This is a genomic window from Methylosinus trichosporium OB3b (genome assembly GCF_002752655.1).
Classification (GTDB): Bacteria; Pseudomonadota; Alphaproteobacteria; order Rhizobiales; family Beijerinckiaceae; genus Methylosinus; species Methylosinus trichosporium.
The window spans coordinates 4,080,443-4,105,057 of record NZ_CP023737.1 but is presented as its reverse complement, the minus strand read 5'-3'; the positions used below and the strand labels follow the sequence as shown (position 1 = coordinate 4,105,057).

At 65.8% G+C, this 24,615-nt stretch carries 18 protein-coding genes; 12 read left to right on the top strand and 6 right to left on the bottom strand.

The genetic code is table 11. The features are described 5' to 3' along the window. Nucleotides 1-11: 11 nt before the first annotated feature. The 6 genes from CQW49_RS19410 to CQW49_RS19385 all read right to left on the bottom strand — a co-directional run bounded on the left by CQW49_RS19410 (nucleotide 12) and on the right by CQW49_RS19385 (nucleotide 8,380). Nucleotides 12-1,547, bottom strand: coding sequence for a hydrogenase large subunit (locus tag CQW49_RS19410; protein WP_003612527.1), 1,536 nt, complete (start codon nucleotides 1,545-1,547; stop codon nucleotides 12-14). Nucleotides 1,548-1,565: 18 nt separating this feature from the next. Continuing rightward, nucleotides 1,566-3,014, bottom strand: a complete 1,449-nt coding sequence (locus tag CQW49_RS19405) for a hydrogenase 4 subunit F (protein WP_003612529.1) — start codon at nucleotides 3,012-3,014, stop codon at nucleotides 1,566-1,568. Continuing rightward, nucleotides 3,011-3,673, bottom strand: a complete 663-nt coding sequence (locus CQW49_RS19400) for a hypothetical protein (RefSeq protein ID WP_003612531.1) — start codon at nucleotides 3,671-3,673, stop codon at nucleotides 3,011-3,013. The genes CQW49_RS19405 and CQW49_RS19400 overlap by 4 nt, the downstream gene beginning before the upstream one ends. Further along, nucleotides 3,673-4,626, bottom strand: a complete 954-nt coding sequence (locus CQW49_RS19395; RefSeq protein ID WP_003612533.1) for a respiratory chain complex I subunit 1 family protein — start codon at nucleotides 4,624-4,626, stop codon at nucleotides 3,673-3,675. Before CQW49_RS19395 ends, CQW49_RS19400 begins: the two co-directional genes overlap by 1 nt. Further along, nucleotides 4,617-6,620, bottom strand: coding sequence for a hydrogenase 4 subunit B (gene hyfB / locus CQW49_RS19390; protein ID WP_003612535.1), 2,004 nt, complete (start codon nucleotides 6,618-6,620; stop codon nucleotides 4,617-4,619). Before hyfB ends, CQW49_RS19395 begins: the two co-directional genes overlap by 10 nt. 80 nt (nucleotides 6,621-6,700) lie before the next feature. Beyond that, nucleotides 6,701-8,380, bottom strand: coding sequence for a SulP family inorganic anion transporter (locus CQW49_RS19385; RefSeq protein WP_003612536.1), 1,680 nt, complete (start codon nucleotides 8,378-8,380; stop codon nucleotides 6,701-6,703). Nucleotides 8,381-9,135: 755 nt separating this feature from the next. Here CQW49_RS19385 and CQW49_RS19380 point away from each other — a divergent pair. The 12 genes from CQW49_RS19380 to CQW49_RS19325 all read left to right on the top strand — a co-directional run bounded on the left by CQW49_RS19380 (nucleotide 9,136) and on the right by CQW49_RS19325 (nucleotide 24,522). Continuing rightward, nucleotides 9,136-10,230 (top strand): hypothetical protein, encoded by a 1,095-nt coding sequence (locus CQW49_RS19380; protein WP_003612538.1) that lies wholly within the window; start codon nucleotides 9,136-9,138, stop codon nucleotides 10,228-10,230. 70 nt (nucleotides 10,231-10,300) lie between these two features. After that, entirely contained in the window at nucleotides 10,301-10,873 is a 573-nt protein-coding gene (locus CQW49_RS19375; RefSeq protein WP_003612539.1) for an ANTAR domain-containing response regulator, read from the top strand. Continuing rightward, a complete protein-coding gene (locus CQW49_RS19370; RefSeq protein ID WP_003612541.1) occupies nucleotides 10,870-12,009 on the top strand; it encodes a CmpA/NrtA family ABC transporter substrate-binding protein in 1,140 nt (379 codons plus the stop codon). Before CQW49_RS19375 ends, CQW49_RS19370 begins: the two co-directional genes overlap by 4 nt. A gap of 423 nt (nucleotides 12,010-12,432) precedes the next feature. Next, nucleotides 12,433-14,910, top strand: a complete 2,478-nt coding sequence (gene nirB, locus CQW49_RS19365; RefSeq protein ID WP_003612543.1) for a nitrite reductase large subunit NirB — start codon at nucleotides 12,433-12,435, stop codon at nucleotides 14,908-14,910. Nucleotides 14,911-14,918: 8 nt separating this feature from the next. Next, entirely contained in the window at nucleotides 14,919-15,251 is a 333-nt protein-coding gene (gene nirD / locus CQW49_RS19360) for a nitrite reductase small subunit NirD (RefSeq protein ID WP_003612544.1), read from the top strand. Continuing rightward, nucleotides 15,248-17,920: a nitrate reductase gene (locus tag CQW49_RS19355; RefSeq protein ID WP_003612545.1), complete on the top strand. Its 2,673-nt coding sequence runs from the start codon at nucleotides 15,248-15,250 to the stop codon at nucleotides 17,918-17,920. Before nirD ends, CQW49_RS19355 begins: the two co-directional genes overlap by 4 nt. Before the next feature lie 28 nt (nucleotides 17,921-17,948). Then, nucleotides 17,949-19,205, top strand: coding sequence for an MFS transporter (locus CQW49_RS19350; RefSeq protein ID WP_003612547.1), 1,257 nt, complete (start codon nucleotides 17,949-17,951; stop codon nucleotides 19,203-19,205). A gap of 12 nt (nucleotides 19,206-19,217) precedes the next feature. Beyond that, nucleotides 19,218-20,918, top strand: coding sequence for a bifunctional protein-serine/threonine kinase/phosphatase (locus tag CQW49_RS19345; protein WP_003612549.1), 1,701 nt, complete (start codon nucleotides 19,218-19,220; stop codon nucleotides 20,916-20,918). 109 nt (nucleotides 20,919-21,027) lie between these two features. Continuing rightward, complete coding sequence (locus tag CQW49_RS19340) at nucleotides 21,028-21,426, top strand: EF-hand domain-containing protein (RefSeq protein ID WP_003612551.1); 399 nt, start codon at nucleotides 21,028-21,030, stop codon at nucleotides 21,424-21,426. A gap of 41 nt (nucleotides 21,427-21,467) precedes the next feature. Continuing rightward, nucleotides 21,468-22,652 (top strand): ABC transporter substrate-binding protein, encoded by a 1,185-nt coding sequence (locus tag CQW49_RS19335; RefSeq protein WP_024749479.1) that lies wholly within the window; start codon nucleotides 21,468-21,470, stop codon nucleotides 22,650-22,652. Further along, nucleotides 22,652-23,773, top strand: a complete 1,122-nt coding sequence (locus CQW49_RS19330) for a YVTN family beta-propeller repeat protein (RefSeq protein ID WP_003612554.1) — start codon at nucleotides 22,652-22,654, stop codon at nucleotides 23,771-23,773. Before CQW49_RS19335 ends, CQW49_RS19330 begins: the two co-directional genes overlap by 1 nt. Beyond that, nucleotides 23,770-24,522, top strand: coding sequence for an ATP-binding cassette domain-containing protein (locus CQW49_RS19325; protein WP_003612555.1), 753 nt, complete (start codon nucleotides 23,770-23,772; stop codon nucleotides 24,520-24,522). Before CQW49_RS19330 ends, CQW49_RS19325 begins: the two co-directional genes overlap by 4 nt. Nucleotides 24,523-24,615 lie beyond the last annotated feature (93 nt).

Sequence of the window (24,615 nt, the reverse complement as noted above, 5' to 3'; positions counted from 1 at the left end):
CGTGCGGCCCTCTAGAGATCGGTTCCGGAATAGGAACAGTTGAAGGATTTGTTGAGCAGCGGAAAGTCCGCCACGATGTTGCGCTCGATCGCCGCTTCCAGCAGCGGCCATTGAAACCAGGACGGATCGCGCAGCTGACAACGCTCCAGCATCCCGTCGGCGCCGATCCTCACCCAGGCCAGTATGTCGCCGCGAAATCCTTCGACGAGCGCCACGCCTTCGCGCATGGCGCCCGGCGCGGGGACCGCCTCGTTCTTCCACTCTCCCCCCGGCAGAATATCGAGAATCTGCTCGACGAGGCTCAGCGACGATCGCACCTCGTCGAACCGCACCCAAACGCGCGCGTCGACGTCGCCTTCGGTCGATGCGCCGAGCGTGAAGGACAGTTCCTCATAGGGCGCATAGCCGGGCGTACGCCGAGCGTCGAAAGCGCGGCCCGAGGCTCGTCCGACAACGCCTCCGCAACCGAATTTGCTCACCAGCTCGCTCGACGCATGTCCCGTGCCGACCGTGCGATCCTGCAGCGACGTTGTATCGCCGAACAGCTCGATCAACCGCGGCACGAGCGCCTTCGTCTCCTCGACCAGCTTGCGCAGCTGATTTTGCGCGCCCGGCGTCACATCCGCCGTCACTCCGCCGATGGTCACGCGATCCATCAACAGCCGATGACCGAAGCACTGGCGATTAGCGCGCAAGAAACGCTCGCGGACGACGCCGCAATGCGCGTTCATGAGAGCGAAAGCGGCGTCGTTGCAGATGGCGCCGATATCGCCGAAGTGATTGGCGAGCCGTTCGAGCTCCGCCATCAGCGCGCGAAGATAGACCGCCCGACGCGGAACCTTCATCTCGAGCGCGCTCTCCACCGCGCCGGCGAAGGCGATCGCATAGGCGACCGTGCTGTCGCCGGACACGCGTCCCGCGAGGCGCGCGCCGCGCGCCAGCGTCGCGCCCGCCATCAGCGTCTCGACGCCCTTATGCGTGTAGCCGAGACGCTCCTCGAGCCGCACCACCAATTCGCCATTGGCGGTGAAACGGAAATGGCCCGGCTCGATGATGCCGGCATGGACCGGCCCGACCGGAATTTGATGGAGCCCCGCGCCCTCCACAGGGAGAAACTCATAGGAGTCGGCCATATTGGGCGCATCAGTGCTCGGAGCCGCCGCGCCCGGCCGCCGCACGCCCCATCGTCCGTGATCGAGCCAGCGCCGCGCATCGGGGCTCTCCTCCGCCTCGACGCCATAGATGTCGCGAATGGCCCGCTCCAGCCGCAACGCCGGCGGATGCAGGCGACCGACCGACGGATAGCTCTTGTCGGGACATTCGAGCGTGACGATCGCGAACCCGCGGGCGGCCCGCTCCATCACCGCCATATGCACGGCCTCGCCGTCCGACCAGAGGCCGAGCAAATCCCCCTGCCCTTCCGCGAGCCCGACGACGATCTCGAGCCATGTCGCGCGGTCGACGACATGGCGCGGCCAGCCGCGCGCATGAGCGACAGGATCGCCTCTGAACATGCTCTCTTTCAGCTCTGTGGTTTCAAGCGCCATCGAAGCATTCCTTCAAGACTAGCCGAGGAGACGCGCCACATTCTGAAACCAGTCGACGATTCGCGGCGGAAGATAGAGACCGGCGATGAGGACCAGGGTCAGATGCAGGACCAGCGGCAGAAACGAGGCGCGCACCTCGCCGACGCTCTCACTGGGCGGGCCGAAGGCGAGCCCGGTCAAACGCAACAGCAACGCGCCGAACGACAGAAGCAGCCCGAAGACGAGCGGAATGGCGAGCAGCGGCTCGCGCGCGAAGGTCGAGGTGACGACGAGAAACTCGCTCATGAACACGCCGAGCGGCGGCAGCCCGGCGATGGCGACGACGCCGACGACGAGCCCCCAGCCGAGCAGCGGATGACTGGCGGTCAAGCCGCGAATATCGGCGATCTTCTGCGTTCCCTTGACCTGCGCGATGTGACCCACGGCGAAGAAGATCGCGGATTTCGTCAGGCTGTGCATCGCCATATGCAGCAGTCCGGCGAAATTGGCGAGCGGGCCGCCCATGCCGAAGGCGAAAGTGATGATGCCCATGTGCTCGATCGAGGAATAGGCGAACAGCCGCTTCACATCGTTGCGGGAGTAAAGAGAGAAGCCGGCGAAGATCAGCGATCCGAGGCCGAGCGCGATCATCAGCGTTCCCGGCGCGATCGCGGTGGGATTGGCCGAGAGCAGCATTTTGTATCGCAGCACCGCATAGAGCGCGACATTGAGCAGAAGGCCCGACAGCACCGCCGAGATCGGCGTCGGACCTTCGGCATGCGCATCCGGCAGCCAGGCGTGCATCGGCGCCAAGCCGACCTTCGTCCCATAGCCGAGCATGAGAAACACGAAGGCGACATTGAGAAGATGCGGATTGAACTCGGCGGCGTGCTGCAACAGCGAGGTCCAGACCATCGCATTATAGCCTTCGCCGATCACCGGCTCGGCCGACATGTAGACGAAGATGGTGCCGAACAGCGCGAGCGCGATGCCGACGCTGCCGAGGATGAAATATTTCCACGCCGCTTCGAGCGCCTCATGCGTGCGATAGGTGCCGACCATCAGGACTGTCGTCAGCGTCGCCAGCTCGACGGCGACCCACATGAGGCCGATATTATTCGCCAGCAGCCCGAGATTCATCGCGAACATCAGTGACTGATACATCGCATGATAGAATCGCACGAAGGGAGGCGTCAGCTTCCCGGACTCGATCTCATGCGAGATGTAGCTCGCGCTGAACATCGCCGTGGTGAAGCCGATGAAGGTCGACAGAACCACGAAGACGATGTTGAGGTCATCGACGAAGAGGAATGAGCCGGGCTCCGGCCGGGCGACGAGCAGCAGGAGCGCGCAGACGAACACTGCTCCGCTGACCGCGACATTAATGCGCGCGCCGCGCTGATAGTCCGACACGAAAGAGAGATAAACGGCGGCTCCGAGCGGCGTCAGCAGCAAGGAGACGAGCGCCAGATCGATCAAGAAGCTCATCGATAGCCTCCACGCGCGCGATCCAGCTCCGTGACGTCGACAGTGTCGAAACGTTCGCGAATACGGAAGAGGAACACGCCGATGACGATGAATGCGACGAGAATGGAGAAGGCGACGCTGATCTCGACGACGAGGGGCATGCCTTTGGCGCCCGTCGCGGCGAGCATCAGCCCGTTCTCGAGCGACATGAAGCCGATGACCTGGCTGACGGCGTTGCGCCGCGTCACCATCATCAGCAGGCCGAGAAGAACGACCGACAGAGCGAAGGCGACATCCTCGCGCGCGAGCGGCGCCGCCGAGGTCGTCGCCGGAAGAATCACGACGAGCGACAGAGCCACGAGGCCGATGCCGATCAGCATGGTGACGCCGACGCCGCCGACAATCTCGATGTCGCGGTGAATGCGCAGACGAACGACGATCCTCTTGAGGCTGAGCGGAATGACCAGCGCCTTGAAGATCACCGCGATCGCCACGGTGACATAGAGATGCGGCTCGTGCTCGACATAGGCCTGCCAGCCGACCGCGAGCGACAGAACGACAGCCTGAATCGCGAAGACATTGATGAGGCCTGTCAGACGATCCTGATAGAGCAGCATGAAGCTCAGCAGGACCAGGCTTCCTGCCAGCAGATGGGAGACGTCGAAAACCAGATGATCCATCACAGGCTCCGGGAGACGAACAGCAGCAGAAGCCCGAGCAGGCCGAGCATCAAGCCGGCGCCGAGGAAGTTCGGCACGCGGAAAACCCGCATCTTCGCGGTCGACACCTCGAAGAGGGCCAGCAAGAAGCCTGCTACCGCCACCTTGCCGACATAGCCGAGCGCGCTCGCCGCCATGGCGCCGACGCCGGCCTCATAAGGCGCTAGGCCCCATGGGAAGAAGATGCAGATGGTCAGCGAGACATAGAGCAGCAGCTTCATCGCCGCGGCGAGCTCGACCACGGCCAGATGGCGCCCCGAATATTCGAGCACCATCGCCTCATGGACCATCGTCAGCTCGAGATGGGTCGCCGGATTGTCGACGGGGACACGACCATTCTCCGCGATCGCGACAATGCCGAGCGCCACCAACGCGAAGGCGAAGGACACCGGCAGCTCTGAGCTCGACAACATATGATTGGCGACGACCGACAGCTCCGTCGAGCCGGCGATCAGCGAGACGATGAAGACGATCATCAGCATCGCCGGCTCGGCGAAGGATGCGAACATAATCTCGCGGCTCGATCCGATGCCGCCGAAGCTCGTGCCGACATCCATTCCGGCGAGCGCGAGAAACAGTCGCGCGCTCCCGAGTAGAGCCGTGATGACGATGAGATCGGCCGCCCAGCTGAAGGCGAGGCCCGTGGCGAAGGTCGGCGTGAGAGCGGTCGCGACCCATGTCGTCGCGAAAATGAGATAGGGCGCCGCACGGAACAGCCAGGATGCGTTCTCTGCGAGAATCACCTCCTTGCGCATCAGCCTCACGAGATCGCGATAGGGCTGCAGCAATGGCGGCCCCTGCCGGCGGAGCAGACGCGCCTTCACCTTTCGTGTGAAGCCGATGAGGAGCGGCGAGAGAGCCAGCACGAAAGCCATCTGCAGGCCCTGCGCGGCGAGAGCCAGGATCATTGCCATATTGCGATCCCCGAAAGCAGAACGATGAGCGCGACGAAGACGAGCATCAGATATCCCTGGATGGGAAGGGAATGGAATCTGTCGAGCTGCGTGGAGCAGAACGTCACTCCTCCGGAGATCGGCCGATAGATGTTCTCCATCACGCGGTCGGTGATATTCAGTGTAAATCGCGCCGGCCGGGTGTCGCCCGGCGCGGGCATGTCGACGAAATCGCGCGCGAGGAACACGGCGTTGGCGAACACGCGGCGGATCGGCTGGCTGAAGCTGCTCGCCGTATATTGAGTCGACGGCGCGGGGTCGGGATAACCGCAGTCCCAGGCGGGGCCCCTCTTCGATGCGTGCGAGCCGAAGCGATGCACGACGCGCGCCGCGAGCAGAGCCGAGAACACGATGAAGATGAACAGCACGACGCCGTTATAGGAGCTGCGGCTCTCCGCGATCGGGGCGATCGACAGAAAGGGCATGCCGCCGGGCGTCGGCATCTGCGCGCCGATGACCGACATGACCGTCGGCGAGATCACGCTGATCACGAGGCTCGGCAGCAATCCGGCCAGCAGGCAGGCCAGCAGCAGCCCCGCCATGGCGCCGAGCGACCAATCATCGGCTTCGGTCGCCGCCGTCGCGGGCTCGCTGCGCGGACGTCCGAGAAACGCGACGCCATAGGCGCGGACGAAGCCGCCGGCGCACAAGGCCGCGCTGAGCGCGAGCGCTCCGCCCACGGCCGCGATGATGAGCTTGAGGCTCCACTGCGGCAGCGATGGGCTGAGAAGGATCGACTGGAACACGAGCCATTCCGACACGAAGCCGTTGAGCGGCGGCAGCGCCGAGATGGCGATGACGCCGCCGAGCGCCACGAAGGCGGTGCGCGGCATCTTGTGGATGAGACCGCCGAGGCGCTCGATGTTGCGCTCGCCAGTCGCGCCTTGCACCGCGCCGGCGACGAAGAACAGCAGGCTCTTGAACAAGGAATGGTTCAGGGCGTGATAGAGCGCCGCCGTGAAGGCGAGCGCCGCCACCAGCGGAACGCCTTGCGACTTGAACGCCAGCGCGAGGCCGAGCGCGACGAAGACGATGCCGATGTTCTCGATCGTGCTGTAGGCGAGCAGCTTCTTGAGATCGCTCTCGACCGTGAGATAGAGCACGCCGAGCACGGCCGAGGCCGCGCCGAGCACGAGCAAGGGAATGCTCCACCAATAGGCCGGCGGGCCGAGAAGATCGAACACGACGCGAATGAAGCCGTAGATCGCCACTTTGGTCATCACGCCGCTCATGAGAGCGGAGACATGGCTCGGCGCCGCGGGATGCGCGAGCGGGAGCCACACATGCAGAGGCGCGAGGCCGGCCTTCGAGCCCGCGCCGAGGATCATCAGCGCCAGAGCGACGCCGGCGATCCAAGGCGCATGCGTCGCCGTGCGAATGGTGGAGAACTCATAGCCGCCGACCGATCCGGCGAGCAGACCGAAGGCCATCAGCAGAGCCAGCGTCCCGAAGCTCGCCATCACCAGATAGATGAAGCTCGCGCTGCGATTCTCCTCCGCTTCATGATGCGCGAGCACGAGCGCCCAGGAGGTGAGCGACATGAGCTCCCAGGCGACCAGAAAGACGAATGCGTCATCGGCCAGGAGCACCGCATTCATCGCCGCGAGAAAGGCGCAGAAAAACGGCAGCACCCGCGCCGGCTCCTTTTCGTGCGCGCCATATCCGATCGCATAGACGCTGGCCGCGACGCCGCCGAGATCGATGATCGCGACGAAGAAGGCGCTCAGCGAATCGAGCCGGAAATGCATTCCGATCCAGGGCAGGCCGAGCGGCGCAGATGCGAGCTGCGGCTCGGCGGTGAGCGCCGAGACCGCCGTGAGAAAAGAGACGAAGCACAGCGCCGCGGATATTCGATAGACGCGAGCGCCAATGTCCGTCCGCGCGCGGGCGACGACCGCATAGGCGCCCGTCGCGAACAGCCCGAGTGTCGATGTCAATAAGACCAGCAACTGCATCGCGGTCCAACCTTCCCGTTTTCTCTCGTCGGCGCGCCGGCGTCACGCCGGCGCGCATCTCGCGTTCTGCTCGAGCTCGATTACCGGCCCGGCTCCATTCTCTTGCGGGCAGCGAGCGGATGGTTGGACGCCGGCACATGCTGATCGAGACCCGACAGCAAGGCGCGGCCGCCGGTTCGCCGATAGTCGTCACAATAGTGATGCAGATATTCCATCACCGTGTGGTCGATGGTGGCCGCATCCGACATATCGATGACGACGGTCTTGCCTTCCGGGATCGACGAGAGGTCATTCTTCAGAAGCAGGAAGTTGACGAAATAGGCGGCGCCGCCGATCTGCACATGATAGACGCCGGGCTCACGCTCCTCGATGTGGATGTCGATCTTGAACACCTCGCGCCAGCGAATGCCGCGCCACAGATGGATGAGGAATTCGGTCGCGATGCCGATGCCGACGCCGATCAGCAGATCGGTGGCCAGCACGCCGACGATGGTGATGAGAAACACCACGAGCTGCTCATAGCCGATCTCGAGAGTCTTGCGGAACTCGTTCGGCGAGGCGAGGCGATATCCGGTGAAGACCAGCAGAGCCGCGAGCGAAGCCAGCGGAATCTCATGGATGAGCCGCGGAAACAGCGCCACGAAGATCAGCAGGAACGCGCCATGCGCAAAATTCGCCCAGCCGGTGCGCGCGCCATAGCTCACATTGGCGGAGCTGCGCACGATCTCCGCGATCATCGGCAATCCGCCGACCATGCCGGCGATGATATTGCCGACGCCGACCGCGGCGAGGTCGCGGTTGAGATCGGAACTGCGCTTGAAGGGATCGAGCTTGTCGACCGCCGCGGCGCTCAGCAGGCTCTCGAGGCTGCCGACGAGACAGATCGTCACCACCTGAACCCAGAACTCGGAATGACGGATCAGCGAGAAGTCCGGAAAGGCGAAGCCCGCGAGGAAATTCTCCGGAATGGAGACCAGGAACTTCGGACCGATCGTGAACTCGTGATGCGGCAGGAAGGTCGTCTGCGGCAGGAACAGATAGACGTGCTGATGATCGAGGTCGAAATATTTGCCGAGCGCCATTCCAACCAGGACGACGACCAGCGGCGCCGGGATCATCTTGAGGTAGCGGTTCTTGATCACCGACCAGATGATGAGCGTCACGAGGCCGAACCCGCCGACGACGGCGATCTCCGGATTGGGATCGATGAGGCTGCTCGGTATCGCTGCGATCGTTCCGAACAGGCTGTCCGCCTGCGGCTTGACGCCGAGCATCACATGGATCTGCTTGGCCATGATGATGATGCCGATCGCCGCGAGCATTCCATGCACCGCCGACGACGGGAAGAAGGCGCTGAGCTTGCCCGCTTTGAAGACGCCCATCAGCGTCTGTATGACGCTCGCGCACACGATGGCGGCGAGCGTGTAGCGATAGCCCGCCATCGCGTCGCCCTTGCCGAGCTCCTGGACGGAAGCGAGAATGACGACGATGAGCCCCGCCGCGGGGCCGGCGATCGTCACGAAGGAGCCGTTGATCCGCGACACCACGAGGCCACCGATGATCGCGGTGATGATGCCCGCCTGTGGCGGAAAGCCCGAGGCCATGGCGATGCCGAGACACAACGGCAGAGCGATCAGAAAGACCAGGAAGCCGGACAAGAGGTCGGAGCGCCAGTTCTGAACGAGCCCGGCCAGGCCGGTCTTCGGAAGCGCGACGAGAGGCTGGGCGGTTTGCGGGGGCTCGGGTTCAAGCGCGTTCATTGCTTCGGCTCCTCATTGTGCGAGCGCGACCCTGGAACAAGCGCGGGGCGGCGTCCGCCCTGCGCCGATCATGCGAGATCGGTCGCTCGGTCGTCATGGTAAAGCCCCGCCGCGGCGGAGGCGTTCCAGAAGAAGCTAGATCGTTACACGATGCTTCTAACAGATCGTGATACGATGTAAATGGGCTGGCGACCTCGGCGAGGCGCCGCGGCGGCCCGATCCCGGATATTGTTTCCGTTGGATCTGCGCGGCCATGGATGCTTTCTCCGACAGAGCCGACCGTGCGCGCGGCCGCCGCATGCGGCAATCCGCCACGGCCTGCTCGCGACAGCGGCCGAGGTCGCTACCGGCTTTCGCCGAAGACACGGACGAAATTATGACTCGCCCGTGCAAAAAAGTCATCCGTGAGAGCAGCTGCTCTGAACGCGACGCTCTCACGATGACAAGAACCGAGTCCATGGGCAATCCGCTCTTTTGCTAGGCGCCCGGCGCCCGAGCTTTCGCATGAGGCTTCGAGGCGCCGACTCCTCATCTCCCTTGTACGATTGTTTTTGCAGGTGGTTTTGTCGGCCCAGCCATTGGCGTGATCTTTGCTGCAAAAGGAGCGTCTAAAGGCGCGTCTCGCGCCGCCCGGCCCAACGAGGGGCCTCTCGCAATGCCGCTGATCTGGATGGCGCAGCCGCGCCACTCCAGGCAGCGGCTTTTTTGTTTCTCGAGCCCGGGCCACTGGGGCATCGCAATCGAGCGCCGCAAAGATGAGAAATCCGAGGACCCTGAAAAGACTGATCCGGAATCCCGCCCCCTGCGCAGCTCTCGCGCTCGCCGTCGGCGCCGCCCGCGCCGCCGAGGCGCCGACGGCGAGCCTCGAGCCCGCGCCGCCGCCTGCGCCGCTCGGCGTCTTCGGCGCCGACATGCCGCCGTCCGGCAAGTTCGTTCTCTCCATTATTCCGCAATTCGCCAACGCCTCGACTTTGCTGAAAGGAACCAGCGCTGTCTCGCCCGAGCAGGTGGTGACGACGACGCCCTGGCGTCTCGACCCGACGAAGACCTTGCGCGGCGTGCCGCAGAACGCGTTCATCGCCGCGCAGACGCTCGCGCTCGCCTATGGCGTCACCAAGGACCTCGCCATCGTGATGACGATCGGCATGCTCGAGAAGAATCTCGACTTTCTGACCTTCAAAGGGCCGAGCGGCGCGACGCGCCTCGGACAGAGCTACACGGGAACCGGCGGCTTCGCCGACGCCACCGCATCGGCGATCTATCGCGTCTATTCGGATCCCGTGCATCGGATCCAAATCAATCTCGGCCTGTCGTTTCCGACCGGGAGCGATCAGCACGACTTCACCTTGCTGCAAGCGGATGGGAGCTATCTGACGAGCCGGGCCTTCTATGCGATGCAGATCGGCTCCGGAACCTTCGACATCATGCCCGGCGTCGTCTACGCCGGCCATCTCGACAAATGGTCATGGGGCGTCTCCTATCGCGCCCGCCTGCCGCTCGCCGCCAATCCGGAAGGCTATCTCTATGGCGACCTGCACACATTCGACGGCTGGGGCGGCTATAGCTGGATTCCCGGCCTCACCACGACCTTGCGCGTCAACGCCTCGCTGCAGGGGCCGATTCGCGGCTATGATCCGCTCATCGCCGGCAAGGCGCCGGCCGCCAATCCCGTGTTCTACGGCGGTCAGCGCATCGAGCTGTTCGGCGGCGCGACCATCAGCGGAAAATTCATCGGCCTCGACAATGTGAGCCTCGCAATCGAGGGCGGCCCGACCGTCTATCAAAATCTCAGCGGCCCGCAATTGTCGAAGAACTGGCAGGCTGGCATGGCCCTGCGCTTCAAGATATAGAAATGGGCGCGAGCGCGACCTGCGCGCGTCGTCGACTGTCGACGCCGCCGCAGAACCGGACGACAGAACATTGAGGATCGTCATCGTCGACGAAAATCCGGTGCGCGCGGTCATTCTCGACGAAGGACTGCGCGAGGCCGGCTTCACCGATGTCGAACGCATCGGCGAGACCCATAATCTGCTCAAGCGCATCTATGCGCTCGATCCGGACGTCATTCTCATCGATCTCGAAAACCCTTCACGCGACACGCTGGAGCAGATGTTCCAGGTGAGTCGCGTCGTGCGCCGGCCGATCGCCATGTTCGTCGACCAGAGCGATACGGCCTCGATCGAAGCCTCGGTCGAGGCCGGCGTTTCCGCCTATATCGTGGACGGGCTGAAGAAGGAACGGATCAAGCCGATCCTCGAGCTCTGCGTCTCGCGCTTTCGCGCCTTCAGCCGGCTGCGCGAGGAGCTGGAGCGCGCCAAATCCGATCTCGATGAGCGCAAGACGATCGAGCGCGCCAAGGGCATATTGATGAAGGCCAAGAAGCTCACCGAGGACGAAGCCTATAAGATGATGCGCAGCGCCGCGATGCGCGAGAACAAGAAGCTCGTCGACATCGCCCGCTCGCTCATCACGGCCGCGGAGATGTTCAAATGAGCGCGACGCGCGTGCGAATCGGCTTCATCCCTCTCGTCGACGCGGCGGCCCTGCTCGTCGCGGTCGAGAAAGGCTTCGCCACCGCCGAAGGGCTCGAGGTCGAGCTCGTCCGCGAAGTTTCATGGGCGAACATGCGCGATAAGCTCGCAATCGGCTTGTTCGACGCTGCTCATCTGCTCTCGCCGATGGCGGTGGCGTCGAGCCTCGGCCTCGGCCATGTACGAGTGCCGCTGGTCGCTCCGCTCGTCATGGCGACCAATGGCAATGCGATCACCGTCTCGCCCGCGCTGTACGCCGAGATCGCCGCCGCGGGCGAGATCGCCGATCCCGCCAGCAGCGCGCGCACTCTCGCCGCCGTCGTCGCGCAGCGCAAGCGCCGCGGCGACGAGCCCCTGACCTTTGGCATGACCTTCCCCTTCTCCATGCACAATTATCAGCTGCGCTATTGGCTGGCGGAAGGCGGTCTCGATCCCGACGAGGATGTGCGGCTCGTGGTGCTGCCGCCTCCCTATATGGTGGAAAATCTGGCGCGCGGTCAGCTCGACGGCTTCTGCGTCGGCGCGCCCTGGAGCGCGGTCGCGGTCGAGGCCGGGGTGGGCGCCATTCTGCATTTCGGCTGCGATATTTTTCAGCGCGCGCCGGAGAAGGTTCTGGCCCTGCGCGAGAATGCAGTCGAAGAGACTGCCGATGTCGCCGCGGCTCTGATCCGCGCAGTGGTGAAGGGCGCGCAGCATATCGAGGGCGCCGATGGACTCGACGAGGCGGCGCGATTATTGGCGCGACCGGAATATGTCGGCGTCGACGCCGCGATGATCCGCCGCGTGCTCGAAGGCCGGCTGCGCATCGGCGCGACGCGCGAGCGATCCGCCGCAAATTATCTCGTGATCGGCGACGCCATGCGGCCGCAGCCGTGGCAGGCCGAATGGATTTACGCGCAAATGCTGCGCTGGGGCCAGACGCGCCATTCAGAGAGCGTCGAGCGGCAGGCGACGAACGTGTGGCGCCCCGATCTCTTCGACGCCGCCGTCGGCGGCGCGCCGACGCCGGGCGACATCGGCGCCTTCGCCGGCGCGCCGCTCGACGGCCGCGACATCGCCGATTATCTCGCCGGCTTCGCGATCGGGCGACGAGTCTGACCCGAACGACAACAGCAGCCGTCATTGCGAGCGTAGCGAAGCAATCCAGAGCCGCGGGACGGCGGCTCTGGATTGCTTCGCTACGTTCCTCGCAATGACGGCCCGCCCTGCGCGCATTTCTTGCGCGGATCAGTCAGACACTAGGCAGAGGCGCCCAAACGATCAGCGCCGCAGCGCTGACGCCTATGCCGCGACAAACGCTCAGAACTCTGCATTCACACGACAATCGATTCGGCGCGCAAATTGGCCCGAAAGCTGCAACGATAGGCGCGGTCAACGACGACCGCCGGTTCGCCGGCACGAGCCCACAGCCGGGCTCTGTCACAGAAGCGCTGCGCCGCTTCGGTCGTCTTGACGTTCCGAACTCTCGAAAGCGCGTGCGACCTGTGACGGAGCCGACAGGCTGTCCAACAGAGTCGGATCATGGCTGCATCGGAGAAAATGGACGCTTCCCGCAAGCTCGTCGTCATCGGCAATGGCATGGCCGCAGGGCGCGTGCTGGAGGAATTGCTCGAGCGCGACGCGAAGCGATTTCAGATCGTGACATTCGGCGCCGAGCCGCGCGTCAACTACAATCGCATTCTGCTCTCGTCGGTGCTCGCCGGCGAGAAGGATTACGACGAGATCGTCATTCACGACGAGCAATGGTATCGGCGCAACAATGTCACGCTCTTCAAAGGCGAGACGGTGGTGGCGATCGATCGCGCCGCCAGGACGGTCACGACCGTCTCGGGCCATTGCGAAAGCTATGACGAGCTGCTGATCGCGACCGGCTCCACGCCGATCGCGCTTTCTGTTCCCGGCGCGCATCTCCCCGGCGTCGTCGCCTTCCGCGATCTCGACGATGTCGACGCGATGCTGCGCCAGGCGAAGCGTGGCGGCCGCGCCGTGGTGATCGGCGGCGGACTGTTGGGGCTCGAGGCGGCGGCGGGTCTCCGAGCCAAGGGCCTCGACGTCACGGTCGTGCATCTCATGCCGACGCTGATGGAGCGCCAGCTCGATCCGTCGTCCGGCTATCTGCTGCAGAAAGCGATCGAGAAGCGCGGCATAGAAGTGCTGACGGGCGCCGAGACCCGAGCCATCCTCGGCCACGCGAAGGTCGAGGGCGTCGCGCTCGAGGGCGGAGACGTCATCGCTTGCGACATGGTGGTGATGGCGGTCGGCATAAGGCCGAACGCGCGCCTCGCCGAAGCGGCGGGCCTCCATGTCGAGCGCGGCGTCATCGTCGACGACGCCATGTCCACGAGCGATCCGCATGTGTTCGCGGTCGGCGAATGCGTCGAGCATCGCGGAACCTGCTACGGACTCGTCGCGCCTTTGTTCGAGATGGCGAAGATCGTCGCCGCGCGCCTCTGCGGAGACGAGACGGCCGTCTATCGCGGCTCGATCACTTCGACCCGCCTCAAGGTCTCAGGCATCGATCTGTTCTCGGCCGGCGATTTCTCGCAAGGCGAGGACGACGACGAGATCGTGCTGCGCGATCCGGCGCGCGGCGTCTACAAGCGCATCGTGCTGCGCGACAATCGCGTCAAGGGCGTGGTGCTCTATGGCGACACAGAGGACGGACCCTGGCTGTTCGATCTCCTGAAGAAGGAGACAGATATCGCGGCCATGCGCGACACGCTGATCTTCGGCGAGGCGTTTTCAGGAGGCGCCCAGGCGGACCCTATGGCGGCCGTTGCAGCCTTGCCGGATGATGCAGAAATCTGCGGCTGCAACGGCGTGTGCAAGGGAACGATCGTCGCGGCGATCGCACGCGGCGTCACGACGCTCGAGGAAGTGAGGGTCGAGACGAAGGCCTCGGCCTCCTGCGGGCAATGCACGGCGAAGGTCGAGACGCTGATCGCCGCGACGCTCGGCGACGCCTATAGCGGCGCGACGCGCAAGCCGATGTGCAAATGCACCGATCTCACTCATGAGGAGGTGCGCGGCTTCATCGTCGCCAGAGAGCTGAAGTCCATGCCGGCTGTGATGCAGGAGCTCGGCTGGAAGACATCCTGCGGCTGTCCCTCCTGCCGGCCGGCGCTCAATTACTATCTGCTCTGCGCTTTCCCGCGCGACTATCGCGACGACGCGCAATCGCGCTTCGTCAATGAGCGCGTGCACGCCAACATTCAAAAGGACGGAACCTTCTCCGTCGTGCCGCGCATGTGGGGCGGCCTCACCACTCCCGCAGAGCTGCGCGCCATCGCCGATGTCGCCGATCGCTTCCATATTCCCACAGTGAAGGTCACGGGCGGGCAGCGCATCGATCTGCTCGGCGTGAAGAAGGAGGATCTCCCCGCGGTCTGGGCGCAGCTCAACGCCGCCGGGCTCGTCTCTGGTCACGCCTACGCCAAGGGCCTGCGCACGGTGAAGACCTGCGTCGGCAAGGAGTGGTGCCGCTTCGGCACGCAGGATTCCACAGCGCTCGGCGTCAAGCTCGAGCGGCTTTTGTGCGGCTCGTGGACGCCAGCGAAAATGAAGCTCGCGGTCTCCGGCTGTCCGCGCAATTGCGCCGAGGCGACGGTGAAGGACATCGGCGTCGTCTGTGTCGAGTCCGGCTATGACATTCACATCGCCGGCGCCGCCGGACTGCATGTGCGCGCCACCGACCTCCTCGGCCATGTCGACACCGAGGAGGAGGCGCTGGAGCATGTCGCCGCGGTCATGCAGCTCTATCGCGAGGAGGCCGCCTATCTCGACCGCCTCTACAAATGGGTGGAGAAGACCGGGCTCGAGCGTGTGCGCAAAATGATCATGGAGGATCATGCCGCGCGCAAGGCGCTCTATGAGCGCTTCCTCGTCTCGCAGCGCGCCGTGCGCAAGGACCCCTGGGCCGAGCGCGTGGCGGGACTCGACGCCAAGGAATTCGCGCCGATCGCCACTCTTTCGTCCATCTCTCGCATAGCCGCGGAGTGAGGCGCGCCATGACCGATCGTGACTGGTTCGACATCGGCCCGCTCGAGCAAATCCCGCAACGCGGCGCGCGCATCGTGCGCACGCCGCGGCGCGACATCGCGGTGTTCCGCACCGCGGGCGACGAAGTGTTCGCGCTGGAGAATCGTTGCCCGCATCGCGGCGGACCTTTGAGCGAAGGCATTGTGCATGGGCGCAAGGTCGCCTGTCCGCTGCACAATTGGGTCATCGATCTCGACAGCGGCGAAGCGCTCGGCGCCGATCACGGCTGCGCCCGCCGCTTTCCGGTCAAGCTCTTAAAGGGCCGTGTCTATATCGAGATGGGAGCGGCGGTCGTCCCATGAACGCAACGCAGAAAGTCATTCGCACCACCTGCCCCTATTGCGGCACCGGATGCGGCGTGAAAGCGCTCGTCTCGCCGACCGGCGCGATCGAGATTTGCGGCGACGACGAGCATCCGGCCAATTTCGGCAGGCTGTGCGTCAAAGGCGCGGCGCTCGCCGAGACGCTCACAGAGGAAGGTCGCCTGCTCCATCCGAAGGTCAATGGCGCGCGCGCCGATTGGGAGACGGCGCTCCGCCTCGTCGCCGACCGCTTTCGCGAGACCATCGCCGCACATGGACCGGATGCCGTCGCCTTCTATGTCTCGGGCCAGATGCTGACGGAGGATTATTATGTCGCCAACAGACTGATGAAAGGCTTCATCGGCTCGGCCAATATCGACACCAACTCGCGCCTCTGCATGGCCTCTTCCGTCGCCGGCCATAAGCGCGCCTTCGGCGCCGATGTCGTGCCCAATGTCTATGAAGATCTGGAGACCGCCGATCTCGTGCTGCTGGTCGGCTCCAATCTCGCCTGGTGCCATCCGGTGCTCTATCAGCGGCTCGAGGCGGCCAAGGCGCGTCGGCCCGACCTGCGCATCATCGACATCGATCCGCGCCGCACCGCGACCAGCGAGCTCTGCGACGCGCATCTTGCGCTCGCGCCGGGCTCGGATGTCGCGCTGTTCCTCGGTCTGCTGACTTATCTCGATCGCGTCGGCGCCTGCGATCACGACTATGTCGCGCGTCATACGAGCGGCGTCGAGACGGCGCTCGCGGCGGCGAAGCCGTGGAGCATCGGCGATGTGGCTCGCGCGACAGGCGTCGTGGCCAGCGAGATCGAAGCGCTCTACGCGTTGTTCGCGACGCGCGAGCGTGTCGTCACCGTCTATTCGCAGGGCGTCAATCAATCGGTGCATGGAACCGACAAGGTCAACGCCATTCTCAATTGCCATCTCTTCACCGGGCGCATCGGCAAGCCGGGCAGCGGCCCTTTCTCGGTCACCGGCCAGCCCAATGCGATGGGCGGACGCGAGGTCGGCGGTCTCGCCAATCAGCTCGCCTGTCATATGGAGCTCGATGATCCGCATCATCGCGCCATCGTGCAGAGCCATTGGCGCGCGCCGACGATCGCCGACAGGCCGGGCCTCAAGGCCGTCGAAATGTTCGACGCCGTGCGCGACGGACGCGTGCGCGCAATCTGGATCATCGGCGCCAATCCGGCGGTCAGCCTGCCGCAGGCCGATGTCGTGCGCGCGGCGCTCGCCGCCTGTCCCTTCGTCGTCGTCTCCGACGCGATGGAGCACACGGACACGACGGCGCTCGCATCGGTCGTGCTGCCGGCGCAGGCCTGGAGCGAGAAGGACGGAACCGTCACCAATTCGGAGCGGCGCATCTCACGTCAACGCGCGCTGCGCAAGGGCGTCGGGGAATCGCTGCCCGATTGGCGCATCATCTGCCGCGTCGCGACGCTGATGGGCTTCGAAGGCTTCGACTACCAAACGCCCGCCGACATCTTCCGCGAATATGCCGCGCTTTCGGGCCGCCTCAACCACGGCGCGCGCGACTTCGACATTTCCGTTCATGAGGAGGCGACGCAGGCCGACTATGACCGCCTCGCGCCCTTTCAATGGCCGAGCCGCAAGGGCGCGCGCAAGTCGAGCGAGGCGAAGCGCTTTTTCGGTCGCGGTGGATTCTTCACGCCCGATCGCCGCGCGCGCCTCGTCGCGACGCCCTATGTCGCTCCTGCGCCGCATGAGCAGCACACGCCCTTTGTGCTCAACACGGGCCGCATTCGCGATCAGTGGCATACGATGACGCGAACCGGCGTCTCCCCGCGCCTCTCGCGCCATATCGCCGAGCCTTTCGTCGAGATCCATCCGGCGGACGCCGAGGCGCTGCGCATCGCGCCGGCGAGTCTCGTGCGCCTCTCCAACGCGCGCGGCGCCGTGGTGCTGCGCGCGCTCGTCACCGAGCGCCAGCGCCGCGGCGCGGTGTTCGCGCCCTTTCATTGGACGGGACTGCTGGCGAGCGCCGCGCGCGTCGACGCGCTCGTCGGCGCGGCGACCGACCCCGTCTCCGGACAGCCGGGATTGAAAGAAGCGCGCGTCACGGTCGTGCCGTTCCCGGCGCAATGGTTCGCCTTTGCGCTGACGCGAGAGAAGCCCACGTCCATTGCCGCCGATTACTGGGCGCTCGCGCGCACGCGTTTCGGCTGGCGCATCGCACTCGCGCGATTGAAAGCCCCGCCGGATCTGCGCGGCTTCACGCAGGCGCTGCTCGGTTGGCGGGACGACGACGTCATCGCCAGCGCCGAGGATCGCGCGCGCGGCGCCTGCCGCTTCGTCGCGACGCGCAACGGGCGCGCGCAGGGATTGCTGATCGCTTCGACACAGCCGGTCGCGGCGGCGCGCGACTTTCTCGTCGACGGATTCGACGACGCGCAGCCGGCCTTTCGCCTGCTCGCCGGAGGACCGGCCGCGCAGGCCGACCGCGGCGGCGCGATCTGCATCTGCCATGGCGTCGGCGCCAAGGAGATCGAGGCGGCCATCGCGCGAGACGCCGCGCCGAGCGTCGACTCCATCGGCCGCGCGACGCGCGCCGGAACCGGATGCGGATCGTGCCGTCCGGAGATTCATCGCCTCGTCAAAGCGGCGGCGAGACACGGCGCCACGCCGGCGCAGGCCGTCTGAACGATTTTTCCACCAGAAAGGAGCTTCGATGAAACTCGACGACTTCGAGAAAGCCGGTCATTGGCCGACCCTGCTCGCCGCCTTTCTCTATTTCGACGTCAGCTTCATGGCTTGGGTGTCGCTCGGACCGCTGATGATCTACATCGCCAAGGATATGGGGCTCTCGGTCGAGGACAAGCTGTCGCTGGTCGCGATACCCGTGCTCGGCGGCGCCTTCTTCCGCGTGCCGCTCGGCCTTCTCGCCGACGCGGTCGGCGCGAAGATCACCGGCGTCATCGCGCAGGCGGTGGTCATCTTCGCGGTCTCGCTCGTCTGCGTGTTCGGCCTCACCGGGCCGCTCGCCATCGCGCTGTTCGGCATATCGCTCGGCGTCGCCGGGGCCTCCTTCGCGGTCGCTCTGCCACAGGCCGGCCGCTGGTATCCGCCGCAATATCAGGGCGTGGTGATGGGCATCGCCGGCGCCGGCAACATGGGCGTCGTGCTCGACACTCTGCTCGCCCCCACCATCGCGGAGACTTACGGATGGCGCGCGGTCTATTGCGTGCTGCTGGCGCTGATGGCGCTCGTGCTCATCGTCTATTGCGCCGCCGCCAAGGATGCGCCGGTCGCCAAGAAGGCGATCACGCTCGCCGATTATGGCCGGCTGCTGACCGACTCCGACAGCCGCTGGTTCATGTTCTTCTACTTCATCACCTTCGGCGGCTTCGTCGGACTGGCTTCTGCGCTGCCGCTCTATTTCACCACGCAATATCATGCGACCGGCGTCGCCGCCGGCCTCGTCGTGGCGCTGATCGTCGCTTTCGGCTCGGGCTTTCGTCCGGTCGGCGGCTATATCGCCGATCGCATCGGCGGCGTGCGCACGCTGACGGCGCTGTTCGTCGTCGTCTCCGCCTGCTATTTCGCCATCGCGCTGCTGCCGGAAGGACCGGCGCCGGCCAAGGGCGGATGGAGCCTCACAGAGCTGCCGCCCATCGCCTTCGGCGCGGTGGCGCTGTTCTCGCTCGGCGTGCTGGCGCTCGGCATGGGCAATGGCGCGGTGTTTCAGCTGCTGCCGCAGCGCTTTCGCGCCGAGATCGGCGCGATGACCGGCCTCGTCGGCGCGGCCGGCGGGCTCGGCGGCTATTTCCTCGCCAAGACGCTCGCGGTCTCCAAGGGCATGACGGGAGGCTTCACCATTGGCTTCTCCTTCTTCAGCCTGCTCGCGCTGCTCGGTCTCGTCGGCCTCGTCTTCGTCAAGACGCGCTGGCGCACCACCTGGGGCGCCGTCTCCGGCGCACGCATCTGAAGGAGAAAGAGCTTGGCCCGCTCCGATCATGATCTGCGCATCGAGGCGGGCTTCGCCACCGAGACCGGCAAGCGTCCCGACAATCAGGACTATGTCGCCGTCTGCCTCGCTCCGCTCGGCGCCGGCGCGCTGCATGGCGTCGTCGGCGCCGTCGCCGATGGCGTCGGCGGCCATAAGGGCGGGCGCGTCGCCGCCGAGACCTGCGTGCGCGCCTTCATGGATGGCTATTATTCGCAGCCCGAGACGCTCGGCGTCGCCCGCGCGGCGTCGCGTGCGCTGGAGGCGGCCAATCGCTGGATCGCCTGGCAGGCGCGCGTCGATCCGGCGCTCGAAGGCATGGCGACGACCTTCAGCGCGCTCGTTCTGGCGCGGCGCACCGCCTCGATCCTCCATATCGGCGACACGCGCGTCTATCGGCTCGGCGTCGGCGGCTTCGAGCTGTTGACGCGCGACCATGTGCTCGGCGGCGGCGAGATGCGCCATGTGCTGCGCCGCGCCATCGGCCTCGAGGATGCGCTGCCCGTCGATCAATCCTCCTGCGCCGTCGCCCCGCACGACCGCTTTCTACTGTGCTCCGACGGGGTTCATGGCGCGCTGCGGCACGCCGATCTCCGCGCGCTGATGGCCGAGCGGCGCTCGCCGCAGGAGACCGCGACCCATATCGTCGAAGCGGCGCTCGCCGCCGGCGACGGCGACAACGCCACCGCCCTCGTCATCGATATTCTGGATCTGCCGCCGTCCGACGAGAGCGCCCTCGCCCGGCTGTTCGGAGACCTGCCGATCCGCGAGCCGCCCAAGATCGGCGAGAGCGTCGACGGCTTCGCCATAGAGGAGCGGCTGTCGGACGGCCGCTACAGCATTTTGATGCGCGCCCGCGACGAGGCGAGCGGCGCCGCGCTGGCGCTGAAATTTCCGCATCCGCGCATCGCGCAGGACGCGAGCTATCGGCTCGCCTTCGTCAGGGAGGCCTGGGCCGCGGCGCGCCTGCGCAGCCCCTTTGTCGGCGAGGTGATCGAGCTGCCGGCGGGACGCCAGAGCCGGCTCTATTCGGTCATGCCCTTCTATGCCGGCGAGACGCTGGAGCAGCGCCTGCGCCGCGCGCCCGAGCTCGGCCTCGACGAGGGCGTCGGAATCGCCATTCGCCTCGCGCGCGGGCTCGCGGCGCTGCATCGCTGCGGGATCATCCATCGCGATGTGAAGCCCGACAATGTGATCCTCGTCGCCGGCGGCGGGCTGCGGCTCGTCGATCTCGGCGTCTGCCGCGCGCCCGATCTCGAGGATTTCGCGCTCGTGGACGCGCCCGGCACGGCGAGCTACATGGCTCCGGAGCTGCTGGCCGGCGCCGCCGGCGACGAAGCCTCGGACCTCTATGCGCTCGGCGTTTCGGTCTACCGCATGTTCTGCGGCGCCTATCCCTACGGCGAGGTCGAGCCGTTCAGCCGACCGCGCTTCGGCCGGCCGAAGCCCTTGTCGGCGCGGCGTCCCGATCTTCCTGCCTGGCTCGACGCCGCGCTGCGTCGCGCCGTCGCCGTCGATCCGCGCGAGCGCTATGGCGATGTGCTGGAATTCGCCTTCGAGCTCGAGAATGGCGCGGCGCGCATGCCCCCGCCGCCGCGTCCCGCGCCACTCTATGCCCGCAATCCGCTACTGTTCTGGCAGGGCCTCAGTCTGGCGCTCACCGTCCTGCTGGCGATATCCCTCATGCGTCGCTGAAGCGAACGCTCGCGTCCCGCCACATTTGTGGGATGGGATCGAATTGCCTATATATCCCGAATCGGACGCCGGGGCGCTCGGCGCGATACGCCTTTGCTGGAGACGGATCATGAATCGTAAGCTCATCGCCGCCGCTCTCTGCGCCGGCCTCGGAATGGCCGGCGTCACGCTCTCGGCGCAAGCCGGGCCCTCGCCGATCAAGACCTTCGACACCGACAATGACGGCACGCTGGACCTCGCCGAGGTCGACAAGGCCGCCGGGGCGACCTTCGACAAGCTCGAGAAGGACAGCGACAAGACGTTGGACCAGAAGGAGATCGGCAAGCGCATCGGCAAGAAGGACTTCTCCGCCGCCGATCCTGACGAGGACGGCACCATCACCAAGGACGAATATCTCGCCTATGCCGCCGCGCTGTTCAAAGAGGCGGACAAGGACAATGAGGGCACGCTCGACGCCAAGGAGCTGAAGTCGAAGCCCGGGAAGGCGCTGCTGCAGCTGATGCGCTGACGCCCTCCAAAGGGGCGGCGCTTTCCTGTATGATTCGCGCCATGATCAGAAGTCGCGTAATCGGGGCGCTCATCGCCGCTCTCTTCGTCGTTCCCGCCGCCGCCGAGCCGTTGCGCGTCACATTCGGCGTGCTGCGGCAGACGCATTCGAGCGAGACCTTGTCGATCCTCGACCTCCCGGCCGAGGACGACACGCTCGCCGGCGCGCGCCTCGGCGCCGAGGACGACAACACCACCGGCCGCTTCACCGGCCAGAGCTTCGAGGCTCTCGACGCGAAGCTCGCGCCGGACGAGGACGCCGTCGCCGCGGCGATGCGGCTCGTCGAGGCGGGCGCGAGCCTCGTCATCGCCGATCTTTCCGCCGAGGATCTGCTGCGCGTTTCCGACGCGCTGAAGCCGCGCGACGCGCTGCTCTTCAATGTCTCCGCGCCGGACGACTCGCTGCGCGAGGAGGCCTGCCGCGCCAATGTGATCCATGTGGCGCCGACGCGCTCCATGCTCACCGACGGCCTCGCCCAATATCTCGTCTGGAAGCAGTGGCGGCGCTGGCTGTTGATCAGGGGCTCGCATCCCGCCGACGAGTTCCTCGCCGCCGCATACCGCGCCAGCGCGAAAAAATTCGGCGCGAAGATCGTCGACGAGCGCGTCTATGTCGACACGGAGGGCGGGCGGCGCTCTGATTCCGGCAGCGTGCAGACACAGCGCCTCATTCCGCCGCTGACGCAGAACGCGCCCGCCTATGACGTGCTGATCGCCGCCGACGAGAGCGAGGTGTTCGGCGCCTATCTGCCCTATCGCACGTTCGACCCGCGTCCCATCGCCGGCTCGGGCGGGCTGCGCCCCGTGAGCTGGGACGCCGCGCATGATCAATGGGGCGCGGTGCAGTTGCAGAACCGCTTCTTCCGCCAGTTCCGCCGCGGCATGAACGGGCGCGACCATCAAGCCTGGCTCGCCGCGCGCATGATCGGCGAGGCGGCGACCCGCGTCGGCTCCGCCGAGCCGAAGGCGCTGCGCGGCTTTCTCACCGGCGCGGACTTCTCGATCGCCGCCTTCAAGGGCGTACGCCTGTCGCTGCGCCCCTGGAACCTGCAGCTCCGCCAACCTATTCTGTTGACGGATGGCCGCATGACGGTATCGGTGTCGCCGCAGGAGGGCTTTCTGCATCAGACCACCGAGCTCGACACGCTCGGCGTCGACAAGCCCGAAACCAAATGCAGGCTGCCGTGATGAAGACGAGGAATCTCGACGCTCTCTTCCTTCTCCCGCGCGCGGGAGAAGGCAGCCCCGCGAAGCGGAGTCGGATGAGGGCCCATCCGTTCGCCAGTCCTGAGGGGCCCTCATCCGACCCGGCTGCGCCGGGCCACCTTCTCCTCTTCGGGGAGAAGGGACGCGCGCTGGTCTTATGTTGCGCCCTGGCCCTCGTCGCCTCCCCGGCCCACGCATTTCTCGCTTATGTCACCAACGAAAAGGGCAATTCCGTCACCGTCATCGACACGGACAAACTGACCGCGGTGAAGACGGTGAAGGTCGGCCGCCGGCCGCGCGGCGTCGAGATCTCCAAGGACGGCGCCGAGCTCTATGTCTGCGCCGGCGACGACGACACCATTCAGGTGATCGACACCAAGACTTTGCAGGTGTCCGGCAATCTCCCCTCCGGCCCCGATCCGGAGCTGATGATCCTCAGCCCTGACGGCAAGACCGTCTATGTGTCGAACGAGAACGACAATCTCGTCACCCTGATCGACACGCAGACGAAGAAGCGCGTCGGCGACGTGCCGGTCGGCGTCGAGCCGGAGGGAATGGCGGTGAGCCCGGACGGGCGCGTCATCGTCAACACCTCCGAAACCACCAATATGGCGCATCTCATCGACACGCAGACGAAGGAGATCATCGCCAATGTGCTGGTCGATGCGCGGCCGCGCTTCGCCGCCTTCAAGCCCGACGGCTCGGAGCTCTGGGTCTCCTCCGAGATCGGCGGCACGGTCTCGGTGATCGATCCGGCGAGCCATAAGGTCACGGATAAAATCCGCTTCGAGATTCCCGGCCTCTCGAAGGAGGCGATCCAGCCGATCGGCATTTCCTTCAGCGGCGACGGCAAGCGCGCCTATGTCGCGCTGGGGCCGGCCAATCGCGTCGCCGTCATCGACGTAGCGACGAAAAAAATCGAGAAATATCTGCTGGTCGGCCAGCGCGTCTGGCATCTCGCCTTCACGCCGGACGAAAAATATCTCCTGACAGCCAATGGCGTCTCCAATGACGTCTCGGTCATCGACACTGCGAGCCTCAAGGTGGTGAAGTCGATTCCTGTCGGCGCCTTTCCCTGGGGCATCGCCGTGGCGCCCAAATGAGCGCCGAGCCGCTGGCGCTCGACATCGCGCATGTCGGCCATTCTTATGGCGCGCGGCGCGCGCTCGACGATGTGAGCTTCTGCGTCCCGCCGGGCAGCTTCACCGTGCTGCTCGGGCTCAATGGCGCCGGCAAGAGCACTTTGTTCTCGCTGATCACGCGGCTCTACGCGGCGCGCGAGGGCGCGATCTCGATCTTCGGCCATGATGTCGCGCGCGAGAGCGGCGCGGCGCTGCGCCGGCTCGGCGTCGTGTTCCAGGCGCGCACGCTCGATCTCGAATTGAGCGTGATGCAGAATTTTATCTATCACGCCGCTTTGCACGGGATCGGCCCGGGCGAGGCGAAGCGGCGCGGCGCCGCGGCGCTCGCGCGCGCCGGCCTCGCCGATCGCGCCGGCGACAAGGCCCGCGATCTCTCCGGCGGGCAGATGCGGCGCGTCGAGATCCTGCGCGCGCTGCTGCACGAGCCGCGCCTGCTGCTGCTCGACGAGCCGACCGTCGGCCTCGACATCAAGGCCCGCGCCGACCTCCTCGCCCATGTGCGAGCGCTCGTCGCCGAGCGCAACCTCGCCGTTCTGTGGACGACGCATCTCATCGACGAGGTGGAGCCGACCGACGATGTGGTCGTGCTGCATCAAGGCAAGACGCTCGCCGTCGACAAGGCGGCGGCGATCATGGCCGCGACCGGGACTGAGACCATCGGCGCGGCCTTCGAGCGTCTGACCGGCGCCAAGATGCGCGACGCGGCGTGACGCCTGCGCGGCGCGAATGCGAGCCTGACGGCTCGCAGTCCAGAGCGTGCATTGGACCGCGAGCCTTCAGGCTCGCCCTCGAGCGAGCGGAGT

Excerpts from the sequence above, each read along its gene's own strand:
- CQW49_RS19410 (WP_003612527.1), bottom strand. The coding sequence starts at position 1,547 with ATGGCGCTTGAAACCACAGAGCTGAAAGAGAGCATGTTCAGAGGCGAT.
- CQW49_RS19405 (WP_003612529.1), bottom strand. The coding sequence starts at position 3,014 with ATGAGCTTCTTGATCGATCTGGCGCTCGTCTCCTTGCTGCTGACGCCG.
- CQW49_RS19400 (WP_003612531.1), bottom strand. The coding sequence starts at position 3,673 with ATGGATCATCTGGTTTTCGACGTCTCCCATCTGCTGGCAGGAAGCCTG.
- CQW49_RS19395 (WP_003612533.1), bottom strand. The coding sequence starts at position 4,626 with ATGGCAATGATCCTGGCTCTCGCCGCGCAGGGCCTGCAGATGGCTTTC.
- hyfB (WP_003612535.1), bottom strand. The coding sequence starts at position 6,620 with ATGCAGTTGCTGGTCTTATTGACATCGACACTCGGGCTGTTCGCGACG.
- CQW49_RS19385 (WP_003612536.1), bottom strand. The coding sequence starts at position 8,380 with ATGAACGCGCTTGAACCCGAGCCCCCGCAAACCGCCCAGCCTCTCGTC.
- CQW49_RS19380 (WP_003612538.1), top strand. The coding sequence starts at position 9,136 with ATGAGAAATCCGAGGACCCTGAAAAGACTGATCCGGAATCCCGCCCCC.
- CQW49_RS19370 (WP_003612541.1), top strand. The coding sequence starts at position 10,870 with ATGAGCGCGACGCGCGTGCGAATCGGCTTCATCCCTCTCGTCGACGCG.
- nirB (WP_003612543.1), top strand. The coding sequence starts at position 12,433 with ATGGCTGCATCGGAGAAAATGGACGCTTCCCGCAAGCTCGTCGTCATC.
- nirD (WP_003612544.1), top strand. The coding sequence starts at position 14,919 with ATGACCGATCGTGACTGGTTCGACATCGGCCCGCTCGAGCAAATCCCG.
- CQW49_RS19355 (WP_003612545.1), top strand. The coding sequence starts at position 15,248 with ATGAACGCAACGCAGAAAGTCATTCGCACCACCTGCCCCTATTGCGGC.
- CQW49_RS19350 (WP_003612547.1), top strand. The coding sequence starts at position 17,949 with ATGAAACTCGACGACTTCGAGAAAGCCGGTCATTGGCCGACCCTGCTC.
- CQW49_RS19340 (WP_003612551.1), top strand. The coding sequence starts at position 21,028 with ATGAATCGTAAGCTCATCGCCGCCGCTCTCTGCGCCGGCCTCGGAATG.
- CQW49_RS19335 (WP_024749479.1), top strand. The coding sequence starts at position 21,468 with ATGATCAGAAGTCGCGTAATCGGGGCGCTCATCGCCGCTCTCTTCGTC.
- CQW49_RS19330 (WP_003612554.1), top strand. The coding sequence starts at position 22,652 with ATGAAGACGAGGAATCTCGACGCTCTCTTCCTTCTCCCGCGCGCGGGA.
- CQW49_RS19325 (WP_003612555.1), top strand. The coding sequence starts at position 23,770 with ATGAGCGCCGAGCCGCTGGCGCTCGACATCGCGCATGTCGGCCATTCT.